This window comes from Desulfoplanes sp., from assembly GCF_054921335.1.
The window spans coordinates 1-24,912 of the sequence record NZ_JBUDSQ010000042.1 but is presented as its reverse complement, the minus strand read 5'-3'; the positions used below and the strand labels follow the sequence as shown (position 1 = coordinate 24,912).

The following is a 24,912-nucleotide window of genomic DNA, read 5'->3' as shown; positions in this document are numbered from 1 at the left end:
GAGATCCATAGTTTTGATCTTACGGATGTGCGTCCAGGTAGTGATGCTAGCTGAGCATATCTCGGTCGCATTAAAAACTAGGGCGTTGCAAATGGGTTAGGTCCAGCATACAGGTTATTCATTCCTTAAATTTCTGAAAGGTGTGGGCCGATGCTCAAATCTACCATTACATTTCAGACCGTTGCTTCTGGTGGATTCTACCCCGAACAGTTACCACACTCTGGAACAGGCAACTCCACACAAACACGATCGACCGCAGGGCAACGGTCTGGCTATCAGATACCCGCCCCATGCTCGTAGCTTTTCTCCAGAGGCCGGGACTGCCTGATCTGGGCACCGGCCGGAATGTCCCGGGTGACCCAGACATTGCCGCCGATGGTCGCGCCTTTCCCCATGCGGACCCGCCCCAGGATGGTCGCCCCGGCATAGATGGTCACATCCTCCTCCACAATGGGATGACGGGCCAGTCCCTTGACCAGGGAGCCGTCTTCGCCCTTGGGAAAACTCTTGGCCCCCAATGTCACGCCCTGGTAGATCCGTACGTTTCTGCCGATGACGCAGGTCTCACCGATGACCGTTCCGGTGCCGTGATCGATGAAAAAATGTTCATCAATGGACGCGCCTGGATGGATGTCTATCCCGGTCAGGGAATGGGCCATCTCCGAAATGATCCGGGGAATGATGGGGACACCGAGCTTGTAGAGTTCGTGGGCCACCCTGTGATGGGTCAGGGCCCGGATGGACGGATAGCAGAAGATGGTCTCCCCGGGAGTCTTGGCCGCCGGATCACCCACAAAGGCGGCGTCCACATCCGTTGTCAGGAGGTGACGGATGCGGGGCAGGGTCTGGAGAAATTGCCAGGCCGTATCGTGCGATCTGGCTTCGCAGGTGAGGCACTGCGGACCAGGTTCATTCTGGCAGACAAAACAGTCACCCCGCAGGATCTGCTCGGCCAGGGATCTTTGCAGACGATCGAGATTGGCCCCGATGTAATAGTGCATGGACGCGGCAGCAACATCCGACGGGCCGAAGTAGCCAGGAAAGAGCACACTGCGCAGATCCTCGACAATAGAGGCCAGCACATCAACCGACGGCATGGGAGCTTCGCCGTGCTCGCGCTGACAGGTCGCGCCGTCCGTATCCTGTTCGCACAGGGCCTGAACAATGGCATCGAGGTCTTGGAATGAGTGATGGTGTATTCTCATTTATGATTCCCCGAACAGATCCGTGCTCAGATATCTCTCCCCGGTGTCGCAGACTATGAACACGATGGTCTTGTCCCGATTCTCCGGACGCCGTCCCAGTTCCAGGGCTGCATGGCAATTGGCACCCGAGGATATGCCGCACACGATGCCTTCTTCCTGCATGAGACGCCTGGCGGTGGTGACTGCCTGGTCATTGGTCACCGGAAAAATCTCGTCGATGCCATCCCGATCGAGCACCGGAGGCACAAATCCGGCACCAATGCCCTGGATCATGTGCGGACCGGGAGGATTGCCCGAAAGAACGGCTGAATCCGCCGGTTCCACTGCCACGGTCCGGATGTCGGCATTGCGTTCCTTCAGATACCTGCCCGCTCCGGTGATGGTCCCGCCGGTTCCCACCCCTGCCACCAGGATGTCCACCTCTCCATCCGTATCTTCCCATATCTCCGGGCCGGTTGTCCGGTAATGCATGGCCGGATTGTTGGCATTCTCGAACTGCAGGGGCATGACCCCTTGGGGGTACTCGGTCATGAGTTCCTCCGCCCGGGCAATGGCCCCTTTCATCCCGTCACCGGCTGGCGTCAGCACCAGTTCGGCCCCCAGCCCCTTGAGCAGCTTCCTGCGCTCAATGCTCATGTTCTCGGGCATGGTCAAAATGAGACGCAATCCCTTGACCGAACACACAAAAGCCAGCCCGATCCCGGTATTCCCGCTGGTCGGCTCGATGATCACGGATTCCTTTTCGATGTCTCCCCCTTCGACGGCCGCCTCGATCATGTTCCGGGCGATTCTGTCCTTGACCGAAGCGCAGGGATTGAAAAATTCCAACTTCCCCACAATCCGCGCCCCGATGTCGGCACCTAGGCGATCCAATCGCACCAAAGGGGTTCTCCCCACCAGATCCAGCATGGAATCGGCTATGTTCATGAATGTCATCCTCTTGAGGTTACCGGTATCGACGTCTGAAATATTCTCATATGGATCCCACTATACAGATGCAACAAACGATCAATAAAGATCTTTCCACAATCTATCGATTTTTCGATTCGTTGACAGGGAATTGCTGAACACTCATCAACAAGGGCCATATGCCATGAACGATTTCCAGTCCAACATCATCACCATGGGCTGGGACGAGCTCAAAGCCGGTGCCTTGATCACCCTCAACATCACCTTTGTCTCTTCCTTGCCATCGGCATTGTCGTGGACGTGGCCCTGCTCTCCCGGTATCTGGAAAAGGTATTCAAGGTCAGGGGAACCATCGGGTCCATCTGAACAGGCCAGCAAATCAATGGGGAACGATCTTCTCATACCGCTCATAGTACCCAAGCAAGTCGCCACATTCATCCCGTACGGCCCGCATGTAGGTCCGTTTCCCCTCTTGGATCGATATACACTCTTCGTCGAGTCCCCCGTGCATACGTTTCCAAACCTCCCGGATCGTACGGCACGAGGTCTGGTTGTGACAGCCAAAGAGAGAGCTGCCGACCAGTTCGATACCGCCGTATTTTTTCAACTCCATACAGGCCGCCGGATTCATATACCGGATGATGTGCTCCGTATCGACAAAAATAATCGGCTCGGTCAGGCTATCGAGCAGACATCCATACATCTTCCCATCCATCGCTCCACTCCTTTTTTCACCATACTCCATCAAAACGTACCCAGCCGGACGTATACACGCCACAGGGCATGGATAGACATACCCCCAATAACGCCAGAAAAAATCTTGCCCGGTTTACCGGTAACAGACAAGCATCTCTTCGCCCCTTCCGCTACGGATAAAGACATGGAGCGCGCCGGATACGTCCCATGCATAATAAACGGAGCATGGCGGAAGGCATTAAAAATCCCGGCACATATGGACGGAAATGTCCATATGTGCCGGGATGTTCTTTTGGTTGTTGCTTTTCGGATCGCAGCGGATCAAGGGGTGTTCCAAGCCATGGCGGGGCGGGTACGATCGACACCACCCCCTGCCCCCGCTTTTACACGATCTGCCCCAAAAACTCCTGGGTGCGGGGCTGTTGGGGATGGTTGAATATCTCCTGCGGACTACCGGATTCTAATATGGACCCCCCTTCCATGAACCCGACCGTATCGGCGACTTCACGGGCGAAACCCATCTCGTGGGTGACCACGATCATGGTCATTCCGTCATCGGCCAGATTGCGCATGACCCCCAGGACCTCGCCAACCAGTTCGGGATCCAGGGCCGAAGTGGGCTCGTCAAAAAGCATGGCTTCGGGTTCCATGGCCAGGGCCCTTGCAATGGCCGCACGCTGCTTCTGTCCTCCGGAAAGGGTTTCCGGGTAGGCGTCCTCCTTGTCGGACATACCCACCTTGTCCAGATAGTGCCGTCCAATCTCGAGGGCCTCCTTTTTCTTCATTTTCTTGACCTGGGTAGGACCCTCAATGATATTCCCCATGACAGTCATATGGGGAAACAGGTTGAAATTCTGGAAAACCATGCCCAGACGCGCACGCAGATTGTTGATATATCGCTCATCCTCAAGCACATCATCCCCGTGGACCCTGACTACGCCCTCCTCGTAGGACTCAAGGCGGTTCACACAGCGTAGCAGGGTGCTCTTTCCCGAGCCGCTGGCTCCAATAATCACAATCACGTCGGACGGATCGACCTGCATATCCACTCCCTTGAGGACATGGTGTTCGGCGAACCATTTATGCAGACCGCAAATTTCTATGGCAGGTTGCTGATCGTTCATGTTTGCTCCTTGTGTTAACCGGCTCGGCTGACATCGAGACGGGTTTCAATACGGTTGAACAGCCAGGTAAAAATCCCGGTATACAGAAGATAGAAAAAGGCGGCGATGGTCAGCATTTCCATCATCATAAAATTGGACGAGGCCAGCTGCTGGGATTTGAGCAAGAGTTCGTTGATGGTGATGGCACTGGCAAGGGACGAATCCTTGAGGGCGATAATGAACTGATTGCCCAGGGCAGGAATGGCCCGTTTGAACGCCTGGGGCAGAATGATCCTGAGCATGGCCCGCATATAGGACATACCGATACTCCTAGCGGCCTCCATCTGTCCGGCGGACATGGAAAGAATGGCCCCCCGGAAAATCTCGGCGATATAGGCCCCGTTATGGAGACCAAGGGCCAATACCGCCGAAGGCAAGGCCTCCAGCCCAACAAGTCCGCGCATTCCGAAATAGATAAACAATAACTGGAGCAACAATGGCGTCCCGCGGATCAGATAAATGTATCCCAGGGCCGGCCATAAGAAAATCCTACGTTTCGAGATACGCATAAACGCAGTGACCAATCCCAAAACAAGCCCCAACGCAATACCCAGGACGGTTATTTCTATTGTCATCCATGCAGCGGGAAGGAAATAGGGAAAGTATTCGACTACTGCAGCAAAATCATAGTACATGGGTGATATTTTTCCTTTAGTAATTCAGAAATTAAACAAAAATTAAACATATAAGTATGTTGAGAGATTGCAGGGATAAATGAGGGTTATGACTGTTTCATGTCGGATGTGACTGCGAAAAATACATTTTTGTAGACAGGGTTAAGGTTTAAGTAAAATCAGATTGTTACAATTTTTTTTGAGCTTGAACCCCGATTTTCAAATTTTTGCAGGAGCATCATATCGATCAAAATCCAATGAGGAAAAATGACAGTATATCCAACCATCAAAGAACAAGGGGGGACACCCCGAATAGTTACAACCTATTCAACCATCAAAACCAGTTTGAAAACGTGGGTTCCGGTCAGGAATCAATACAGGGAGCCTTTGCTCACGAGCTTACCAGCTTACAAACCCATCAGCCCATAAGCTGGTAAGCTCCATACATGTTGTTCATATATTGATCACCCAGAAAACTGCGGGTTCCCAAACAGGTTTGGCGGCTTAACTACTTGTAATATCCACCCCAAGCCATTTCTGACTCAGCCTTGAAAGAACACCTTCAGTGTGGAGATCGTTGAGGATAGCGTTGACCTTTTCTCTGAGTGCGCTGTCGGATTTACGGAAGGCCACGGCGATGTCTTCGCTGCGTATGGGTGTACCGACGAGCTTGAGATCAAATGTTCCCTTGTTCAGGGCATTGACCCCGACGACCCGGTCGGTGATGACCGCATCAATGACCCCGTTATCCAATTCCATCAAGGTCTGGGTGTCATCCTTGTACAGGCGGATCTCACCGGCCCCAAGCTTTTTGGCATCATCTTCAAAGGTAGTACCGGTCACCAACCCGATGACTTTCCCCTTGAACCCCTGTGGTGTTGTCTCCGGGGCATCGGTCCGGGCAATGACCTGGGCCCCCGAATAGTAGTAGGGTACGGAAAAATCGACGACCTTTTCCCGTTGCGGAGTCACGGCCATGCTTCCGAGGATCCCGTCATAGGTACCGGCCCGGAGCCCTTCGATGATCCCACTCCATTCGGTGGTCACCGGCTCAAAGGTCACACCGAGCCGTTTGGCAACCTCCTTGGCCACGTCGACATCGAATCCGACCAATTCGTTCTTGTCATTATAAAAATTGAACGGTGGGTATCCACCACTCATCGCGAAACTGATCTTTTCCGTCTCGGAGACACGTTCAAGCGCGTTTTCAGGCTCGTTGGAACACGCAACAATAAACATCGACAACGACAACACAATGGCAAACAAAAGATTTTGGTATCTCACGAGAACTCCTTGTTTTGAAAACACGTTATCACCAAATGAAAAACACTCCGCAGCGAACTTGTTTCCGCCAAACATGATCATTTTACATCGGATGCGAATATTTCGAGCATGGGCATACAAACAAGAAGATGTCTCCGGGGCAAGGGGATAAATGGGGGAGGAATCGGGTAGATAGTCCTACCCGATAAAATAGAAATGACCGGACAATCCAACAGGAAGGCGCACCCGATAAAAATTGGATATTCGAGACGCGGGGGGGCTTGCAGAAAAAAGGGAACAGTGAGGAGCGGAGGCTAGAACGGAAAAAAAGGGCTGTTTCAGGTGGTAGGTTCTAACGATTCAGCTGGATGTATCAGGAATCAGAATGCGGATGTACAAAATTTTCATGATGCAGACACGGCGATCAGGAATCACCGAGATACCCCTGACTGTTCAAAAAGGCATACAAGGAGACCGGTTTGCCCCGGATACCCAATTTTTTGCGGATATTCTTGCGGTGGGTCTGGATGGTGTCAAAGGATGAACCAAGAAATTCCGCGATCTGCTTGCTGCTCTGGCCGGAAGCGATGAGCCTGGCAATCTCCAGTTCCTTGGGTGTCAGGGTGAGGATCAGCGCGTCCATGGGATCTGCGGGATCATGGGTGACCGAAACGAGCCGGTCCTTGAGCAACCCATAATAGTCTTCCCGGACCTCCGGACACTCTTCACGGGCCATGCGGTCCAGGGCGGGCAGAATTTGGTCCTTGACCTGCTTGGAAATCTCTTCGCGCAGGTCCTGCTTTTCCTCTTCAACAGAATTGAGCACATTACGCAGGGTCACATTCATCCCCTCGACCTGGGCCTTTGTCTTGTTCAGGCCTTTTTCCAGGGTATCCAACTCTGAAAGGTCCCGCAGGACGAGATGATAAACCCGCGTGGCGTTGAGGTCCACCCTCCTCAGAGTCAATTCAACGGGAAGCCGTCCGCTCGGGCCCTCCCTGACACACATCTCCCTGGTCCACGATTTTCCCGGCCTGAGGGTCCGCATGGCATCCTGGAGACTGCCATTGTCGACCGGACGGATGATATCCAGATAGTTCTTCCCTAGAGAAAAAGAATTCTTGTACAGGGTCTTGGCGGCTTTGTTGGCCGAAAGCATGCGCTGCTTCGCATCCACGAGAAATGTCGGGTCCGCCGTGGTTTCGAAAAGGGCGTGGAAGAGGGTCATGCTGTCGTCCCAGGCCGTAATGTTGTCAGACAACCGTTGTTCATAGGTATCGCATAGATCCATGAGCGGAGAATTGCTGGTGACAACAACGACGAATCCCCCTTGGGGACTAAAATGGGCCGGCAGGGGAATGATGCGTAGACAAAAACTTTCACTCCCGTGGGAGGAGAAAATTTCCTGAATATCCTCGGGGGGATATTTTGCAAGCATCTCATGCACATCCTTTACCTTGAACCCCAGAACGGACCATACGGTCCTACCGACAATCTGATCGGTCTTGAAAAAAGTGGACACCGGTCCCTTGGTGGCAATAATGGATCCGATCTGATCGACATACAAAATAACATCGCAAAAATCTTCGACAACAGTGGATAATTCAAGTGAAAGAACATCGGTGGGGACAGAAGAAGAGGACATGGAATACCGGTTGATATGTTCCCCCAACGGGAAAGGGGAACGGTGGAAGGCGAAAAACAATTGTCGATCCTAAGCTCATGCCGGTCCGCACCGTGGAGACGGCAAAAGACGAAAAAATCCGCCCAAAAAGTGACCCGTTTTTTAGGATGCGACCGGGATCACGTACAAAAGAACCGCGAAGAAATGCAGAACCGTGCCGGAGAGGACAAACAGGTGCCAGATGGCATGGCTGAATTTCAACCCCCGCCACGCATAAAAAATAACCCCCAAGGTATAGCACAATCCTCCGGCCAGAAGAAGTTTCAGCCCCCCCACAGGCACACTGGCCAGCATCGGCTTGGCGGCCACGACCACCGCCCATCCCATACCCAGATACAACCCTACTTGGAGAATACGCCATTTACGTAGCGGCGAGAATTCAATGATAATCCCGGCCACAGCCAACCCCCAGATACCCCCGAACAGGGTCCATCCCCATGCGCCATGCAGACTGACCAGGGTGAACGGGGTGTAGGTTCCGGCTATAAGTAGAAAAATGGACGAATGGTCCAGTAGCCGCATAACCGTCTTGACCCGTGGCAAGGGAATGCTGTGGTACAGGGTCGAAGCCGTATACATGACGACCATGGTTCCCCCGAAAATACTCACGCTGACAATGTGCCATCCATTGCCAAAGGCCGTGGCAAAGGCCGTGAGCACACCAAGACCGGCTATGGAAAATAGAATACCCAGGCCGTGGATGACACTACTGGCGATCTCTTCACCCGGTGTATACCTAAGAGTCAGGGATTTCGTCTCCATGGAACATTCCTCTTTCTTTTATTCCGTGCTTGTTCAAAACAATCATGGCAATACATTGGGACCTATTTCCGGATCACTCCACTATCACGTCCCATTCATAGAGCGTTGTCCGGATTTTTTCAACACGCCGTCTGTTCACGCCAAAATCCCAATATCCTGTCCGGGAAGAGCTCCTGACCCCGACCAGTCGGGTCTCCGGATCCAGCAAGAACTCCAGATCATCGACAAAACCAAACACACGGCTTGAGACAGTCGCGTGTATATACGTGGGGGTCTCTTTGACAATGGCCGTTCGTGGCATCCCGGCCACGTGCTTGCGGAGCGTGTGCCAGCCTCCGTTCGACGTGAGACGCATGGGAAATATCTTTTGTGCCGGATTTCTGTCTCCGGAAAACACGCAGTTGGGACTATCCGGGCACTGTCCAAGTTGGTCCGGGGAATTTGCACCAGACACGGCCAAATTGTCGGCCCGGGCCTGGAAACAACCGCCAACCAGGAACAATGCCAAGGAAACGGCAACCCAATACCACATACTATCCCCCCCCTCCACATGTTGGAACCGACCTGTGGGACCTACCGGATCTTCAACCATCTACGCATGGAGGACACTGCGGATGTCCGCTGGGAACGCCGGATCGCTCCCACTGCCCAGACAGTCCATGAGCAGAAACATTCCAAGCAAAAACCATCCCGGAAGGTGATTATTTCCCTGTGTGCCCAAGTATCCCGACAAAGGCAAGCAATCCGATAGCCACTCCCGTTCCCCTAAAATGGATATCCTCCCATTCTCCTATTGCCCAGCGGGACCACAAGATGTACAAGGCGTTCCCTTTTGACAATACATGGGCAAACAAACAGATTTCGAGTATACGGAAACACGCATATATCAAGGACCGACCATGAGTGACACCCAACAAACCATGGATTTCTGGCAGGACCATTCGGACAATTATCTCAAAATGGCGCTCAATCACGAACGGAGAGAACGACCGGAACGACCCGACGGATACGGCAAAAAAACAGGACAATGCGGCGATACCATCGAATTTTTTCTGACAGTAGAAAATGGTCAGATCAGCCATATCTCTCTGGACATCGATGGATGCATGCACACCAGTGCCACCGCCAATGCGGTCGCGACCCTGAGCGAAGGCAAACAACTGGAAACGGCCTGGGACATACACCCGGAAACCGTTGCAGAGTATCTGGAGACCCTGCCCGAGGACCATTTCCATTGTGCTGAACTGGCTGTGGGGGCCTTCTACCTGGCCCTGGCCGATATCGAGCGCAAGGCAGCCGGCACGCCCATCGATTGAGCCAGACTCCACTGCTTCCTTTTCATGCACTAAGGGCCGGAACACATGTTCCGGCCCTTTTTTGGGTCTTTCATGACTCCCGGCAACAACCGGTTCATCGCCCCCAAAAACAACCAGGGGGGGGGGGTCTTACCTGGGAAGGGCGTGAGCACCCTACCAAATTGCCGGCAAAACAGCCGCACTCGTCATCCACGGACGTGTTCCGGGATCTCTCGGCATAACAGCGACCTTTGTGGCCTACTTCATGTTCACGAACTGGAAAGGTTGTTCGAATCCCCCGTCCTTGACCAGGTTGATGACCGTTTGGAGATCGTCGATCTTCTTTCCGGTCACCCGGACCTGATCATCTTGGATGGCCGCCTGGACCTTGAGTTTGGCCCCCTTGATCAATTTCACCAATCTTTTGGCCGTATCCTTGTCGATCCCTTCATGCAGGATAACCTGCTGTTTGAGCTGTCCTTTGGCCGTCCCCTCCGGCTCGGAAAATTCCATGACCCTCGGATCGATCTTGCGCCGGACACAATGATTGCTGAGCATATCCTTGAGGGCCGTGATCTTCATCTCGTCCCCGGTGAGGAGGTTGATCCGCTTTTCCTTGCGGTTGAATGAGAGCTCCGTGGTCACTCCCCGGAAGTCGTAGCGGGAGTCCACTTCTTTCTTCACGTTGTTGATGGCGTTATCCACTTCCTGCAGGTCCACCTGGCTGACGATATCAAATGAAGGCATATGGTTGTCCTCCTGATTGCGTTATTTTTGGTCCATATACGTTTAGCATGATTTGTCCTGTAGGGGCCCCGGCCCGTACAGGACAAACGGTTGTTCAACGGTTAGTCATCGTTCTTCTTTGCAGCCACCACCCTCCCCTTGAACAATCTGACCGGCTGGATATCGATCCCCAGTTCCTTATTGAACCGCTGGATGATCCGGACCTCCTTGGGGGTGACCAGAGAAAGGGCCCTGCCCTCGGCACCGGCACGCCCGGTCCTACCGACCCGGTGCAGATAATCCTTGCTGTTCGACGGAATATCCACATTGAAGATATGTGTCACGTTCCTGATGTCCAGCCCCCTGGCGGCCACATCCGAGGCCAGGAGCAAGCGGACCCGGCCCTGCCGCAGATCATCGAGGCCCTGTTGCCTGGCGATTTTGTCGTGGGCCCCATGGATATCTGCAACCGGGAGTTTATGATGGCTCAACCTGTCGGCAAGGATTTGTGCGGTCCTGTTTCTGTGCACAAAGGCAATGGCCCGGTCACACGTTAGGGCATGCATGAGTTTTCGCAGGATATCGGGCTTTTCCCGCTCTTCGCAGAGAATATACTGGTGCGTGATGGTCGGACTGACCTGATTGGCGTCCACATGGATCCCGCAGACATCCGGTGCCATCGCCCCGACTTCCCGCAGACTTGCCGGCTGGACAGTGGCAGAAACGAACACGAGACCTTTGTCGCGTGCGGTCCTGCCGACCAGCTTCCGGACATTCTCAGCGCTGTCCCCACACAGCAACCTATCCACCTCATCCACGACCACGGTTGTTATCGTATGGGGGTTGATCTTTTTTAGACCGATCAGGTGGAGAATTCTTCCTGCCGACCCCACGATCAGATGCGGCTTTTTCTTGAGCCCTCCAAGCTGACGCTTGACCGCGACCCCACCGATCAAAACCTGACTGCGTACTCCCAAACCAGAATGGTCGGCCAGAACCTTTGCGGTTTTGAATATCTGCATGGCCAGTTCGTGTGTCGGGGCAATGACCATGGCCTGGATGGTTTTCCGGTCGGTATCGATTCTCTGGAACAGGGGAAGAAGATACGCCAAGGTCTTGCCCGTGCCCGTGGCCGAGCTGACATAGACATCCCTGCCATCCAGAAGAACCGGAATGGCCCGTTCCTGGATAGGGGTGGGCACGGTGATCCCCCCGGTCCCCAAACCGTTGACAAGTTCGGGAACGAGTCCCAATTCTTTGAATGTCATCATAGATATCCTTATACGCCAAGAGATCACCCCCGGGGAAGCCCGCACAGCATGAACCCCAAGATGGGCCGGCACTTTTCCAGACACGCCGGATAGAAACCACCGTGTTTTTTGGTGCCGGAACGGTTTTCGAGTCCCCAATAGAACTCAGCTATCCCCAGTGGTATGAACCGATTTTGTATGGCATGGTTGAGCAATTTGGGGGCACAGCAATCGCCGACCCCAGTGGGCATACCGTTCGGACCGAGAAAGACGTCCCCTATGGGCCGTGTCTCTCCGCGGAAATTGGAGAGCTTGTACAGCCCATGGATCGCTTTCATCAGCTCCCTCGAGAGGGTCCTGCGTTCCTCGATCAACTGCCTGCGCGATGTCGCATCTCCTGAAAGCCCGGCAATCCTTGCGCCCAGCTCCTTGATCCGGCACTCCACCGGCCTGCTTATCCTACACATTTCCCGGGTGTCCACGATGGGATCGACCCATCCCTGCACATGCCAGATTCCATTATACTGGCCGGAAAAGGCACGGGCAACACCAATATTCCCCCTGCCGTCCAGATACTCCATAACCCCGAACATCTGGCCCCGGGCCGGGCCAAACAGACAGCTCGTTGCAAGACGGGGGTCGGCCCGCTCGGCAGGGACGTGCCAATCGATCCGCGCGGATCGCTCCAGTTCACGCATGACCCCGGAACAAAGTTCCCGGGCATTGCCCGCTTCGAGTCCGTGTTCTCTTCCGCACCGCGCGCAAAACCCTGAACAACCCGGTGGGGGGCATTCTGGGTCATGAAGGGTTGGCCCATCCATACGGATAAAAACCTCTCCAAAAATTGTATCCGGAATTTTGTCAGGATTCCACGGTGGCTTCCTTGCAAAGGGGGCGACCGCGACCGGGTGCACCCACGCAAGCCCCCGGCGATGCAGCCCCACTTTCCGGTAGCTGCTTGTGCCCACTATCCGGGCGATGGTCAAACCCCAAAGCGTCCGATTTTCCTCCCTGGTTTGACCGCAGGACATATCCCATGCATAGTTATAGGATAATCAGTTCCCTTCCGCGTTCAAGGAGTTCGCCATGCAGACCCCCCCCCTCTCCCCGGAACCTCGGACGGCCCTGGAAACATTGAAGCAGACCATGGCCCAAGAGGCTGATAGAATCACACCCTGGTTCTACGCCACCATGCATCCATACTATTTCAAGAGCCACACCCGAGAAGAAGTCCAGACCCATTTGCACGGGATCGTCTCCGGACAGGTGACGACCATGAACCGGACCCTGACATTGAGGAGTCCGTGCAAAACCCGGGTCACCTATATCACACCGGGAACAGACGCCCAGGATCTCGTGGATATCCTCGAGGGACTGCGGGGGACCGATCTGCAAACGGCCCGGATCTACACCAGCTCCGACAAGGCCATCACATTGTGCACCTTCCACCAGGCCCCACAGAAACTGGCGGATCCCAATGCCCCAAACATGCACGAGGCACTGGCAAAGCTCAAAACCCTCTCCATGGTTCCCGCTGAAGAAGAACGATCTTTCGCCTTTTTTTTGACCTGTGCCTCCCTGGATTACATCGAAAAATTCGATCCGGAACGTGCAGCCAGGCACTATGGGATCGTCCAAAAGATCAAAAATACGGAAAGGGTCCATGTCGGCCTGGAACCCCTGGAAAACAACCAGGACCGGATAACCATCGCCATGACCAATCCGATGCAGGACGGCATGCTCCTGGAGGTGGCCAAGATCCTCAACCGGGCCGGCGTCCTCATCCACCGGGCCTATGCGGATCTCTTCGATCTCGGGAAAGAGGGGAATGTCGGGATCGTCAGCCTGTATGTCAGCTGCGCCAATGGAGAAACGGCTTCACATGGGCATTGCTCGATCCTGCTCAAGCAGGAACTGCAATGGATCAAGTGGCTCCAGGCCGGAGACCTGGAAGCGTTCGCCGACATCCATGGATGCACGTTGGCCCGTGTGGCCCTCATCCAGGCGGCCTGCGTATTCGTGCACCAATTCCTACATAGGAAGGATAAGTACGCCTATACATTGGAAAGGATCCAGCGGACCGTTCTCCGCCATCCGGAGACGACCCTGGCCCTTGTGGACTATTTCGAGGCCAGATTCGACCCGTACCCCAACGACCGGACCGACCGGATCCAAACCGCCCGCTCATCGGCCAGTACAACACTGGAGTCCATCCCCCTGGATCTTGAACGGTCCATCCTGGAACAAATTTTTCGGTTCACGGACCACGTGTTCAAGACCAACTATTATGTGCCAACAAAATTCGGCTTGGGATTCCGCATGGATCCGGCCATGCTCGAAAACCTGTTCAACGGTGAATTACCGTATGGTATATTCTTCTTTCTCGGTCCCCGGTTCCATGGATTCCACGTGAGGTACCGGGACATGGCCCGGGGCGGGGTCAGGGTCGTACGGACCAGGAACAAGGAACAGTTCGAGCTGGAAAATGGACGCCTGTTCGACGAGGCGACCGCCCTGGCAAGCTCCCAGCAGCTCAAAAACAAAGACATCCCAGAAGGAGGGTCCAAGGCGGTCCTGCTCCTGGCCCCGAACGGATCGGTGGACATGGCCGTAAAAAGCATGACCAACTCGCTTTTGGACATGATCATTTCGTCCAGGCAAACCCCTTCACCTGCGGACGTGGTCGACTATCTGAACCGCCATGAGATCATCTACCTCGGGCCGGACGAGAACATTCTTCCCGAACATATCGAATGGATCGTTGCCCGGGCCGAAAAACGGGGGTACCCATGGGCTCGGGCCTTCATGAGCTCCAAGCCCGGGGCTGGAATCAACCACAAGGAATACGGGGTGACCAGCCTCGGGGTAATCGTGTTCATGGAAGAGATCTTGAAAACCCTGGGGTTCGATCCGTCCAGGGATGTCTTCAGCATCAAAATGACCGGGGGGCCGGCCGGGGACGTGGCCGGGAACTGTTTGCGCATTCTGATGGAAAAATACCCGAAAACCGTGCGTATCGTTGCCATTACCGACGGACACGGAGCAGCCTTCGATCCCGAGGGGTTGGACCACGGAGAACTCAAGCGGTTGCTCGACCGGGGAGACAGGTGCAACGGGTTCTCTACGGCTAAACTCCACTCGGTGGAAGGATTGGTCGCGGACGCCACCACCCCCGACGGGGCCAAGATCCGGAACACCCTGCACAATACGGCCACGGCCGACGTTTTCATCCCTGCGGGTGGCCGGCCCGATACGATCAATGCCAAGAACTGGGGACAATTCCTGCTCCCGGACGGGACCCCATCGGCACGGGCCATCGTCGAGGGAGCGAACATCTTCATTTCCAGGGAAGCCCGGGATCACCTCCAGGAGGCGGGTGTTATCTTTTTGCACGGATCATCGGCGAACAAGACCGGTGTGATCTGTTCGTCCTATGAGATTCTGGCGGGACTCATTCTCTCGGCCGAAGAATTTCTGGCCATCAAGAAGGAATATGTGGCCCAGGTCCTGACCATTCTCGAACACCGGGCCAGATCGGAGGCCAGACTGCTCACTCGAGAATTCAGATATGGGGGCGGCAAAACGTTCTTGACCGAGATCTCCTTTGCCGCCTCAAGAGAAATCAACGAGTTGGGTGACATGATCAGCAAAATTCTGGCCGAACACGTTTCAGACCTGCACGGTGATCCCGATCTGTGCGGATTGATCCTGGATTACTGTCCGCCCGTACTGGTGGAAAAATACCGGGAACGGATCATCACGGAGATTCCGGTCAGGCATCAATTCGCCCTGCTCGGGGCGGTTTTCGCCTCGTCCATGGTCTATCGCGAAGGGCTGGGATGGCTCAAACGGATCAGCGGGCTCCGAGACATCATGGACGTGATCCATGCCGACATGCAGGAACGCGTCCATTTGCGCCGGATCGAAGAAGCCGTGTCTGCCTCGGACCTTGAAGACCGGGAGACCATCCTGTCCATTGTCAAGGCCCGGGGACAGCGGTACCTGACAACATCAAGACTTGGACTGGAACGGTAGAAAGAGCTGAAGAAAACCATGCCCCATGGACCCATCACTATGGACGAACGGCTTCCACTACAGGCATATTCCCGCGACCCAACACAGGGTTCAACGCCCGCTCATAGACCCGCTCGGGGCGTATGAGCGGGCGTTGAATGCAGTTTCATCGCTTCCGATTTTCTTGGCTTTTATGGCAGACGTTCACGGATACGATACAAAAAAAGGCGGCGCGTTACACCGCTGCCATCCACTCCCCCAAAAACCGGATTTTTCAGCCCCGATTCTTCCGAAAAAACCGGACCCCCCCTGCCAATCCATTCCAACTCATCGATCATACTGATCATTTTATCTAGCATGAACCTTGCTTTTGATAAACGGGGTGATGCGTACACCGTTTATCCACCCACGATCCATGCAACCGCTCCTCCTCTTCCCCCCGGACTGTGCACGGTGATCCCCCTTATTTAGTAGTGGCACAAATTCTTCCACCCATTAACGGAGGTTCACATGAAAACGATGCCCGTTCTGTCTTCTGTTTTTGTCCTGGCCCTTGTCCTGGCCCTTTGCGCTCCAGCAGGAGCCTCCACCATGTACAGTGGCCAACTCCTCTCGACCGAACAAGAACTCGTATCCGACTGGAAAACCCCGAACGGACCACCCTCTCCAACCGGTGTATCATGGGTTGTGACCTATGACGGCCAGAACCAGTTATGGGAGTATGCCTATACCTTTACAGGGAACAAACCAGACATCAGCCATGCGATCCTCGAGGTCTCATCAGGTTTTTCAGGAGATCCCATCCCTCTTGGAGGCAATATAGGGCAGGGAACGAGCGATTTCGTGGCCGGAAATCCGAGTACATACAACGCCCAAGACCAGGGTGCGAGCAATCCTGGAATTCCCGGGGATGTGTACGGCCTCAAATTTGAAGACCAACCCACTTGGTCCATTGTCACGGACAGGGCTCCCATGTGGGGCGATTTTTACGCCAAGGGGGCGAGAACCGGGTACTCCTTTAATTCCGGATTTGGGAAAGATACGACAGCAGTGATTGGTAACGGGAATGCCAAGACAGGCAACCACGCGTGGGCTCTGGTCCCCGACACAGCCACGCACGTTGTACCCATACCGGCAGGGATCTGGCTCCTTGGAACCGGACTCCTATGCCTCTTCGGAAGAAAAAGAAGGGCCAGAGGATAGGCTGGGCCGGCCAAGGGGCGGAGACTTTGGCCGGCGTTCCTCAATATACCATGCTATAAAGATGGGATTAAACCAGAACCACTTTGGAACACGAGGTTTTCAAAATGGATTTTGGATGTACGTTCAAGGCAACCAAATGGATGGGGCACCCCTTGCGGGTGGCCCCATCCAGGCAACGTCTCAGATGTGGGTTCACTTGCCAAAAGGGCACCCGCAAGGGGTGCCCCTACGGACCGTCGCTTGGATCAGAGGCTCGATAACAACCCAACATCCCAAAATGGTTTTGGTTTAGACGGAAAGCGGTACTTACTAAATAAAGGCCCGGCCATGACGGAGATTGAGATCATGCTTCTTGAAAAGTTCGTATAGACGGGCACGGGAAAGGCCGGAGATGGAGCAGGCCTTCCCGACATTCCCACTCGAAACCTTTGCCAGAACATTCAGGTAGGATACTTCAAGGCTGGAAACGGTCTTGTTGCGGACCTCCTTGAGCGTGGGCAGCTCTTCCGGGGCCAGTTCGGGAATGTGTACTTGGGGGTCGGTAAAATTCCGCTCCGGCTTCTCTGCGCACGGACTGTCCCCGTTACCGTTGCCGGAAAACGACGACTTGGCAACCGCCACCCGAACATCGAGGGGAAGATGATGGGGGAAGAGTGTCTTTTCGATCAACCCGTTGTCGACACAGGCATAGAGCGTGTTGATCAATTCCCGGACATTCCCCGGCCAGGGATATCGACACATGACCCGCACAAGTTCACGGGAGAGGGTCTTGGTCTGGATATCGTATTCCCGGCAAATGGTTCCGCAGTAGTGCCTGGCCAGCACGGAGATATCCTCCTCCCGTTCCCGTAAGGGATACAGATGGAGACAATGGGCATTGAGCCTGAAGTACAGGTCCTTACGGAATTTACCTTTTTCAACCATCTGTTGGAGGTGCTGATTTGTCGCGGCTATCACCCGAAAGCTGCTGTTCACCTCCGTATTTGACCCCACCGGCCTGAACCGTCCTTCCTGAAGAACCCTGAGCATTGATTTCTGCAAGGGCAGGGCGAGTTCTCCAACCTCATCGAGGAATACCGTCCCGCCGTCGGCATTTTTGAACAACCCCTCCTTGGACTCATGGGCACCCGTAAAAGCCCCCTTGACATGACCAAAAAGCAGGGACTCTCTGAGTTCTCGGGGAAGGTTGGTGCAATCTACCACGACCAGACGCCCCTGCTTGCGGTCACTGTTCTCATGGATGGCCTTGGCGTACAATTCCTTGCCCGTCCCGGTTTCTCCCATAATGATAACGTTCCCCTTGCTCCTCGCGGCCTTGGCCATATGTTCGAGGGAGGTCAGGGTTTGCTGGCTCGACCCGAGTATCCTTTCCCGACGAACCGTCCTGTGGTCCAAGAGTTCTCTCTTCTTGTACCGATAATCCAGAGAACGCTTCAAGATCGTGCGGAGGGTGGTCATGGAAACGGGCTTTTCGATATAATCCCAGGCTCCATTGCGCAGTGCCACTTCTGCCCCTTGCCCATCACCGTACCCGGTGATGATGACCACCTCGGGACCACTGGGGGCCATCTGGAATCCCTTGATCTCGTCCAGCCCATTGCCGTCCGGAAGATGGACTTCCAACAAAACGAGATCATAGGGGCGCTGCCTGACCTCGTCCAATCCTTCGGCGAGTGATCGCTTCCCCACATAATCCTGACCCATATGAGTGAGCACACTCCCCAAGGAGGCCAAAAATTCCTGGTCGTCATCAACGATAAGTAAACGGGACATAAACAAATCAAGAGTAATTGGTTATCGACGGGAATCACCCACCGGAAAATTATGGACCGCAACCAATGCAACAGACACATCCAAGCATGAATCGTACCGTTCTTTTATTATTATATCATTCCAACAATATTAGACAAATTGTAACTATCCAGGTGCATTTTCAAAGAATCAGAATTTCTCAACTCCCCCAATTTCCCAAATTTGTTGATCGGCACTCCGATTTGATGATAAATTTTAAGATGTTGCGATAGTATAGTTTTGATCTGAATAGTTACGGCATATTTTGTTTATATTTTTGTAGACAACCAATGATTCCTCACTCTGACGACAACGGTCTCTTTCCCATTCTTCCCCCGTATGGCGTATACCAAGCCACTGGCTTCTACGGATAGGAAGCCTTGCCCCCCTCCTCGTATCGGGTACAATTACAAAGGTATGATACTTGCTGAAAAATTACATCATCGTATATCCTACAATTCCTGGCCAATCCGGAAAACAGTCGGATCAACGTGACCATTCTATCGGATTCTTCAGGAAAAATGCATGAAAAATTTCCCCGGAGCGGCTATGGGAGCCACAAAAATTCCATCACCCTCACCCACCATCCACTCTCAGCCTTCAAGGAGATCCATCATGTCCAGCTTCCGTGTCTTTTTACCATTTCTCTTTAGCCTTCTTCTGCTCTTTCCTGCCTCCGGCGCTACCAATCCTCTTCCGGATTTCCTGCTCGGCCCGGAAGATGTTCTCGAAATATCTGTCTGGCGGGACGAAACCCTGACCAGAAAGGTCATGATCATGCCGGACGGAAAATTTTCCTTTCCCCTTATCGGAGACATCAAGGCCAGTGGGCATACCGTGGAAGAGGTACGGAACATGGTCCAAGAAAAAATCAAGAAATATGTCCCCGATGCCCCGGTGAGCGTGGTCATGGAGGAAATACAAAGTCCCAAGGTATATATCGTCGGACGGGTGAACAAGCAGGGAACGTTTATCATGGAAGGCTCTCCTCTCAAAGTCGTTCAGCTCATCGCCCTGGCCGGCGGTCTGACCCCCTTTGCAGAGAGCGACGATATCCATGTCTTGCGAACCACCCAGGGGAAACAGACGGCCATCCCCATCGACTACGAACGGATTACCCAGGGAGAAAATCTCGGGGGAAACATCGTGCTACAACCCGGCGATACCCTGGTCGTTCCCTAAAGAACTGCTGGGTACGGCATCAAAATGGAAATAGTGCCGTACCCTTTGCTCCATTATGGTAGCAGCAAACGACAAAGGGGAAAATATCATGAGAGGAAATAAATTGCTATTTTTCATCGCAATGATAATACCTATTTTTATTTTTTCAAAATATGCAATGGCTGTAAAACAAAAAATAGTGCCATCTATAGGTGTAAAAGAAACGTACGATACAAAAATTGGATACACAGAAAATGATGACTTTGTGCACTCTATAATTCCTGGATTAATTTACGATATATCGACAGAGGCATCAGAATTAAATTTCAGTGGACTTGTGGATTATTCATGGTATGCTAACGAGCACGAATTCGACGGATTTGACCAATCATACGAACTTGAAATGGAACATGCATTTTCTGAACGTGTTACATTCGGGATGGACAATGTATTTACCTACGACAGCAATTCGCAAAGATCCTTTGAAGAAACCGGTGAAAATCTCCGCACTGTCGACCGGATCATCTACGGAATATCCCCCTATATGGCCGTTGACCTGACCGAAACCACACGGGGAAGGATCAGCTACAGGCTCCAAGAAACCGACTATCAAGGGTACCGGCACAGCGACACCTACAGTGACAGTATGACCAACAGTTTTGGGGCGAGCATCGAACGTGAGATGAGTGAACGGACCTCTCTTGGCCTGACGGCAAGCGCCGATCTGCGATCGTACGAAAAGGAAAGAGGAAAAAACCACGATGACCATTACAAACTTTCGCTGGTCACCAAACACAGATATTCAGAACGGACCAGACTACGCTTCAGTCTGTCAGGGGACCAATACTATGAGAACGAGGTCAACGACGACAGTGACACGACCCGTTCCATCAGCGTATCCGCCGGCGCGACCTACGCACTCAGCGAACGGCTCGAACTGGACGTATTTTTGGGAACAGGCGACCAGACAACTTTCGACGAAAGCGGCACATTGGGATTCGATCTTACCTGGAAGGGAGAAACATGGCTCATATCTGGTGGCTACAAAAAGGACGTGACCTCCGGCGCCCGCGGCTACGACCTGAAACGGGACAGGGTCCATGCGGAGGCAGAATACAGATTATCGGAACGGTTGCAGGTCGGGTTCATGGGCGGGTATGTCTACTCGGATCAGATCGATAGCGGGGACGATGACGAGCAAAGGTACACATACTATAGTATGGAACCATATTTGCAATATGAAATTTTCAAGAATTCTTTCATCAAAGCGGGATACAGCTACGGAGTGTACATGGACAGGGACGATGACGACAGTATCACCCGCAACCAAGTCTACCTGATGTACACAATGATGTTTCCCTATGAAGATTGAACAGACCGACAAACACTCCGACCTGCCATGGTGACGCTATGCTGGACAACATGAAAAGTTTCAAAAGTATTCTGGCGAGGAGGAAATGGTTTTTCTGGATCCCCTTGATCCTGATACTCACCATATCGATCACGGTCGCTTTTGGTATTCCCCCAAAATACAAATCCAAGGCGACCATCCTCATCGAGACCCAAGTCGTGCCCGAGGATCTCGTCCGCACCACCATTACCGGACTTGTGGAAGCGAGATTGCATTCCCTTTCCCAACGGGTTTTGAGCGTTCCCAATCTGACAAGAATCACCGAAAAATATGGTTTGTACCGTGATATCAGGGACAACCACACCAACCAGGAACTCGTGAAAAAATTGCGCGGAGAAATAGAATTGACTCCGATCACCACTAAATGGGGAAAAGGCAAGGACCAGGTGGCAACCACCGCATTCGAGATCGGATTCAGGGGAAAGGATCCAAATACCGTCGCCAAGGTTACCAACGAGCTCACCTCGATCTTTCTCAACGCCAACATGCAGGACCGCGAACTCAAGGCCCAAACGACGGTCGACTTTCTGACCAAACAACAAAAGACTCTCAAAGCGCAAATCGCCGAGAAGGAACAGGCCATCGCCCTGTTCAAGAAACAGCACCCTACTGAACTCCCTGAAATGATACAGGGAAACCGCAATACAATGGAACGGTTGGCCCAAAAAATCGATTTCAAGGAGAGCGAACTCCGCCGGCTCTCGGACCAAAAAACCTTTCTGGAAGGGCAGCTGGCGACTATCAATCCGTACACGACCGAAAATTCTCCCGACACCGACCTGGAAACCCTCAAACGCCGTTACACCGCCTTCAAGGCGACCCTTTCCGAAAGCCACCCCGACATGCTCATGCTCAAAAACAAGATCATCGCACTGGAAAAGGCCTCTCCGGGATATAATCAGCTGGGCACTCTGCAGGCGGAACTCCAGGAACTCCGGGCCCAAAAAACCATCCTCGACAAACGCTATTCAGATCTCCACCCGGACGTGATCGCCCTGAACAAAAAAATACAGAATGTGGGGAAACAGATCGCCGCGTACGAAAAAAAGGATCCTGCCGCCCAAGCAGGGGCCCTGCATCCCAACAATCCGGTCTACTTGAACACCCGTCATCAAATCGAAAAGACAGCTATCGACTTGCGTGAGGACAAAAAAGAGCTGGCAGACTTGAAAAAAAATCATACCACCTATTCCAGGCGGGTCGCAAACACACCGAAGATCGAACAAGAGTACAAAGCGCTCATGCGTGGGTACACCAATGCCCAAAAACAATTCGAGACGATTTCCGAGCGGCTCATGGTCGCGGAGCAGGCCTTGATGCTCGAAGAAAACCGCATGGCAGAAAAAATGACTATCATTTCCCCACCCTTTGTGCCTGAACAGCCCGCGAGTCCCAACCGTTTGGCCATATTGTTTCTCGGCTGTGCTCTCGCTTTTGCGGGTGGACTTGGATCCGTCGCCCTGATGGAAAATATGGACCATGTTGTCCATGATTCAAGGGAACTCAGCGAACTCGCGGGGCAGCCGGTCATCGCCGTTATCCCCATGATAACGACGGCACGGGAAAAACTGTTCAGACGCATCCGCTTGGTCGCTGTTCCGTCAGGTATTGTCATGGCCTTGATCAGTGGCATTGTAACCGTGCATTTTCTTTATCGTCCCCTTGACGTGCTGTGGATCCAGCTGAGCCGAAAAATAACCATAATGTTCTGACCCTTCTGGGGATGGGACAGACCGGACAACGGTACAAGGGGTATGACCCTGATCATCCACCCTCCACCACTCTACCCAGGGGATCGACCCATGAGCAAAATCGCCAAAGCGTTGGAAAAAGCAAAAAAGGATCAGTTTTCCGGAGAGGTTCTACATCCGGCCCCCTTTACCCAGGGAACAGCACCCCCGACAAGATCCGAACCCATCGTCTATACACGGACCAAAGTGCATTCTCCCTCGCCCAAGGACCTGGAACGTTTCCGGGTCATGACAGCGCTCAGGGACACCGAGGTCATCGACCACTACGGTCTTTTACGCACACAGCTCATCTCCCGGACGAAAGGCCGGGGAAAAAATGCCATCATGGTCACCAGTGCGACCCCCAAAGAGGGCAAGACCACCACGGCCATCAATCTCGCATTGAGCATCGCCCGGCACGCCCAGCAGACATCCCTGCTCGTGGACATGGATCTCCGCAATCCGGATATAAGTACATATCTGGGACTCACACAACACGGGGGGTTGACCGACTACCTCATCGAGGACGTCTCCCTGGACTCCATACTCATCCATCCCGAGGGGATGGACGACATTGTCGTTCTTCCAACCGGAAAAAGCAGTACCGAATCCACCGAATTATTGAGCGCTCCCAAGATGCAGTCCCTGGTCAAGGAACTCAAGAACCGATACCGTGACCGGTATGTCATCTTCGATTGCCCCTCTCTCGTGGACAATCCCGATGCGCTGATCTTTTCATCGTATGTTGACGCGGTCATTCTTGTCGTCGAGGCAGGCCGTTCTCCAAAAGAAAAAATCAAGAAAGCCATGGATCTCTTGAACGGCAAGGAACTTGTCGGCCTGGTCATGAACAAGGCATCGTAACCCCCCCCAAAAAATCATGTACAACGAATTCTTTGGATTCTCTTCGAAACCATTCAGCATCGTCCCCAATCCGGACTGTTTGTACATGACGTCCAAGCACCAATTGGCGCTTACCTACCTGCAGTACGGCATTTCCGAGAATCTTGGATTCATCCTCCTGACCGGTGACATCGGGACCGGAAAGACCACCCTGATCCGCCATATCCTGCGCCAAATCGGCAAGAATATGGAGGTAGCGGTCATCTTCAACACCCAGGTTTCCGGAGACCAACTCATCGAAATGATCCTCTCGGAATTCGAGCTCATACCCGAGCCGGGCAACAAATCCAAAAATCTCGAGATCCTCAACGGATTCCTCATCGATCAATATGCCAGGCAGCGCAACGTCCTGATCGTCATCGACGAGGCCCAGAATCTGTCCAACGAGGTACTTGAAGAAATCCGCATGCTCTCAAACCTGCAAACCGAGTCACACATGCTCGTGCAGGTCATGCTCGTGGGACAACCGGAACTCAAGGCCAAGATCAAACGGCCCGAACTCGCCCAGCTGACCCAGCGGATCGCGGTCAACTATCACCTCGGTCCCCTATCCCGCGAAGAGGTCGGCAATTACATCGCGTTCAGGCTCCAGCAAAGTGGAGGCCCCCCGGACCTGTTTCCCTCCGATTCCGTCGACCTTGTCCATCGGTACTCAGGAGGCATTCCCCGATCCATCAATCTCCTCTGCGACGCTGCATTGGTCTACGGGTATGCCGACGGGATCCAGCGGATAACCACGGGGATCATAGAACAGGTTGTCCAAGACAAGGGAGGCATCGGGATCAATGGTTCCGGAACAACATGCGCACCGGAGTCCGCGCCGATGACCGAGGAGCATCCTCCCCGATCCGACCTCCACCAGCGTATCAGCGGCATGGAGAGCCGGGTGGAACGACTCAACCTCCAGGTGCAGTGGCAGATCCAGGAACTCGAAGAAAGGGCAGCGTCCTTCAAGGATGGCCTGATCGATTCACTGAGGGACCAAATAGCACAGGAACGCTCGAGGACCGACGCGGCTGAGTTAAAATATATCAAAATACGAGACAGTTATCTCGCCCTCAAGCGAGAAATGCTCGCGAAAAAAAATAATGACGGGACACAGCCACGCACGGCCACCCCCGCCACTCCCATC

General features: G+C 53.5%; 21 protein-coding genes. 8 read left to right on the top strand and 13 right to left on the bottom strand.

All coding sequences use genetic code 11. From position 1 onward, the window contains the following. Nucleotides 1–275: 275 nt before the first annotated feature. The 9 genes from epsC to ACY692_RS09765 all read right to left on the bottom strand — a co-directional run bounded on the left by epsC (nt 276) and on the right by ACY692_RS09765 (nt 8,828). Nucleotides 276–1,205 (bottom strand): serine O-acetyltransferase EpsC, encoded by a 930-nt coding sequence (gene epsC / locus ACY692_RS09805; protein WP_462325180.1) that lies wholly within the window; start codon nt 1,203–1,205, stop codon nt 276–278. Then, nucleotides 1,206–2,132, bottom strand: coding sequence for a cysteine synthase A (gene cysK / locus ACY692_RS09800; RefSeq protein ID WP_462325179.1), 927 nt, complete (start codon nt 2,130–2,132; stop codon nt 1,206–1,208). Between the two features lie 361 nt (nt 2,133–2,493). Further along, a complete protein-coding gene (locus ACY692_RS09795) occupies nt 2,494–2,829 on the bottom strand; it encodes a PAS domain-containing protein (protein ID WP_462325178.1) in 336 nt (111 codons plus the stop codon). A gap of 364 nt (nt 2,830–3,193) precedes the next feature. Beyond that, nucleotides 3,194–3,934, bottom strand: coding sequence for an amino acid ABC transporter ATP-binding protein (locus ACY692_RS09790; RefSeq protein ID WP_462325177.1), 741 nt, complete (start codon nt 3,932–3,934; stop codon nt 3,194–3,196). A gap of 14 nt (nt 3,935–3,948) precedes the next feature. Then, nucleotides 3,949–4,608, bottom strand: coding sequence for an amino acid ABC transporter permease (locus tag ACY692_RS09785; protein ID WP_462325176.1), 660 nt, complete (start codon nt 4,606–4,608; stop codon nt 3,949–3,951). A gap of 483 nt (nt 4,609–5,091) precedes the next feature. Beyond that, a complete protein-coding gene (locus ACY692_RS09780) occupies nt 5,092–5,871 on the bottom strand; it encodes an ABC transporter substrate-binding protein (protein ID WP_462325175.1) in 780 nt (259 codons plus the stop codon). 403 nt (nt 5,872–6,274) lie between these two features. Then, nucleotides 6,275–7,495 (bottom strand): LuxR C-terminal-related transcriptional regulator, encoded by a 1,221-nt coding sequence (locus tag ACY692_RS09775; RefSeq protein ID WP_462325174.1) that lies wholly within the window; start codon nt 7,493–7,495, stop codon nt 6,275–6,277. A 141-nt stretch (nt 7,496–7,636) separates the two neighbouring features. Further along, nucleotides 7,637–8,296: a PAQR family membrane homeostasis protein TrhA gene (trhA, locus tag ACY692_RS09770; protein WP_462325173.1), complete on the bottom strand. Its 660-nt coding sequence runs from the start codon at nt 8,294–8,296 to the stop codon at nt 7,637–7,639. Between the two features lie 73 nt (nt 8,297–8,369). Continuing rightward, nucleotides 8,370–8,828, bottom strand: a complete 459-nt coding sequence (locus tag ACY692_RS09765; protein WP_462325172.1) for a DUF1499 domain-containing protein — start codon at nt 8,826–8,828, stop codon at nt 8,370–8,372. Nucleotides 8,829–9,195: 367 nt separating this feature from the next. Here ACY692_RS09765 and ACY692_RS09760 point away from each other — a divergent pair, with 367 nt between their 5' ends. Beyond that, a complete protein-coding gene (locus tag ACY692_RS09760) occupies nt 9,196–9,612 on the top strand; it encodes an iron-sulfur cluster assembly scaffold protein (RefSeq protein WP_462325171.1) in 417 nt (138 codons plus the stop codon). A gap of 237 nt (nt 9,613–9,849) precedes the next feature. On the opposite strand, the gene ACY692_RS09755 is transcribed toward ACY692_RS09760, so the two are convergent. The 3 genes from ACY692_RS09755 to ACY692_RS09745 form a co-directional block, all read right to left on the bottom strand. Then, complete coding sequence (locus ACY692_RS09755) at nt 9,850–10,338, bottom strand: YajQ family cyclic di-GMP-binding protein (RefSeq protein WP_462325170.1); 489 nt, start codon at nt 10,336–10,338, stop codon at nt 9,850–9,852. A gap of 101 nt (nt 10,339–10,439) precedes the next feature. Continuing rightward, nucleotides 10,440–11,588, bottom strand: a complete 1,149-nt coding sequence (locus tag ACY692_RS09750) for a DEAD/DEAH box helicase (protein ID WP_462325169.1) — start codon at nt 11,586–11,588, stop codon at nt 10,440–10,442. 23 nt (nt 11,589–11,611) lie between these two features. Then, the gene (locus ACY692_RS09745) at nt 11,612–12,265 is read right to left on the bottom strand and encodes a hypothetical protein (protein WP_462325168.1); all 654 of its coding nucleotides are present in this window, start codon (nt 12,263–12,265) and stop codon (nt 11,612–11,614) included. A 388-nt stretch (nt 12,266–12,653) separates the two neighbouring features. Between ACY692_RS09745 and ACY692_RS09740 the strand changes: the two genes are divergently transcribed. After that, nucleotides 12,654–15,602, top strand: coding sequence for an NAD-glutamate dehydrogenase domain-containing protein (locus tag ACY692_RS09740; protein WP_462325167.1), 2,949 nt, complete (start codon nt 12,654–12,656; stop codon nt 15,600–15,602). 489 nt (nt 15,603–16,091) lie between these two features. Further along, nucleotides 16,092–16,784, top strand: coding sequence for a VPLPA-CTERM sorting domain-containing protein (locus ACY692_RS09735; protein ID WP_462325166.1), 693 nt, complete (start codon nt 16,092–16,094; stop codon nt 16,782–16,784). A 309-nt stretch (nt 16,785–17,093) separates the two neighbouring features. On the opposite strand, the gene ACY692_RS09730 is transcribed toward ACY692_RS09735, so the two are convergent. Next, a complete protein-coding gene (locus ACY692_RS09730) occupies nt 17,094–18,557 on the bottom strand; it encodes a sigma-54-dependent transcriptional regulator (RefSeq protein ID WP_462325165.1) in 1,464 nt (487 codons plus the stop codon). Between the two features lie 633 nt (nt 18,558–19,190). On the opposite strand from ACY692_RS09730, the gene ACY692_RS09725 reads away from it, so the two are divergent. From ACY692_RS09725 to ACY692_RS09705, 5 genes are all read left to right on the top strand, one after another. Continuing rightward, a complete protein-coding gene (locus ACY692_RS09725) occupies nt 19,191–19,757 on the top strand; it encodes a polysaccharide biosynthesis/export family protein (protein ID WP_462325164.1) in 567 nt (188 codons plus the stop codon). Between the two features lie 382 nt (nt 19,758–20,139). After that, complete coding sequence (locus tag ACY692_RS09720) at nt 20,140–21,108, top strand: hypothetical protein (protein ID WP_462325163.1); 969 nt, start codon at nt 20,140–20,142, stop codon at nt 21,106–21,108. A gap of 50 nt (nt 21,109–21,158) precedes the next feature. Continuing rightward, on the top strand, nt 21,159–22,859 hold the full coding sequence (locus tag ACY692_RS09715; protein ID WP_462325162.1) for a GumC family protein: 1,701 nt from the start codon (nt 21,159–21,161) through the stop codon (nt 22,857–22,859). Nucleotides 22,860–22,949: 90 nt separating this feature from the next. Continuing rightward, on the top strand, nt 22,950–23,741 hold the full coding sequence (locus tag ACY692_RS09710; protein WP_462325161.1) for a polysaccharide biosynthesis tyrosine autokinase: 792 nt from the start codon (nt 22,950–22,952) through the stop codon (nt 23,739–23,741). 16 nt (nt 23,742–23,757) lie between these two features. Continuing rightward, nucleotides 23,758–24,912, top strand: a 1,155-nt coding sequence (locus ACY692_RS09705) for an ExeA family protein (protein ID WP_462325160.1), incomplete at its 3' end; no start/stop codon positions are given.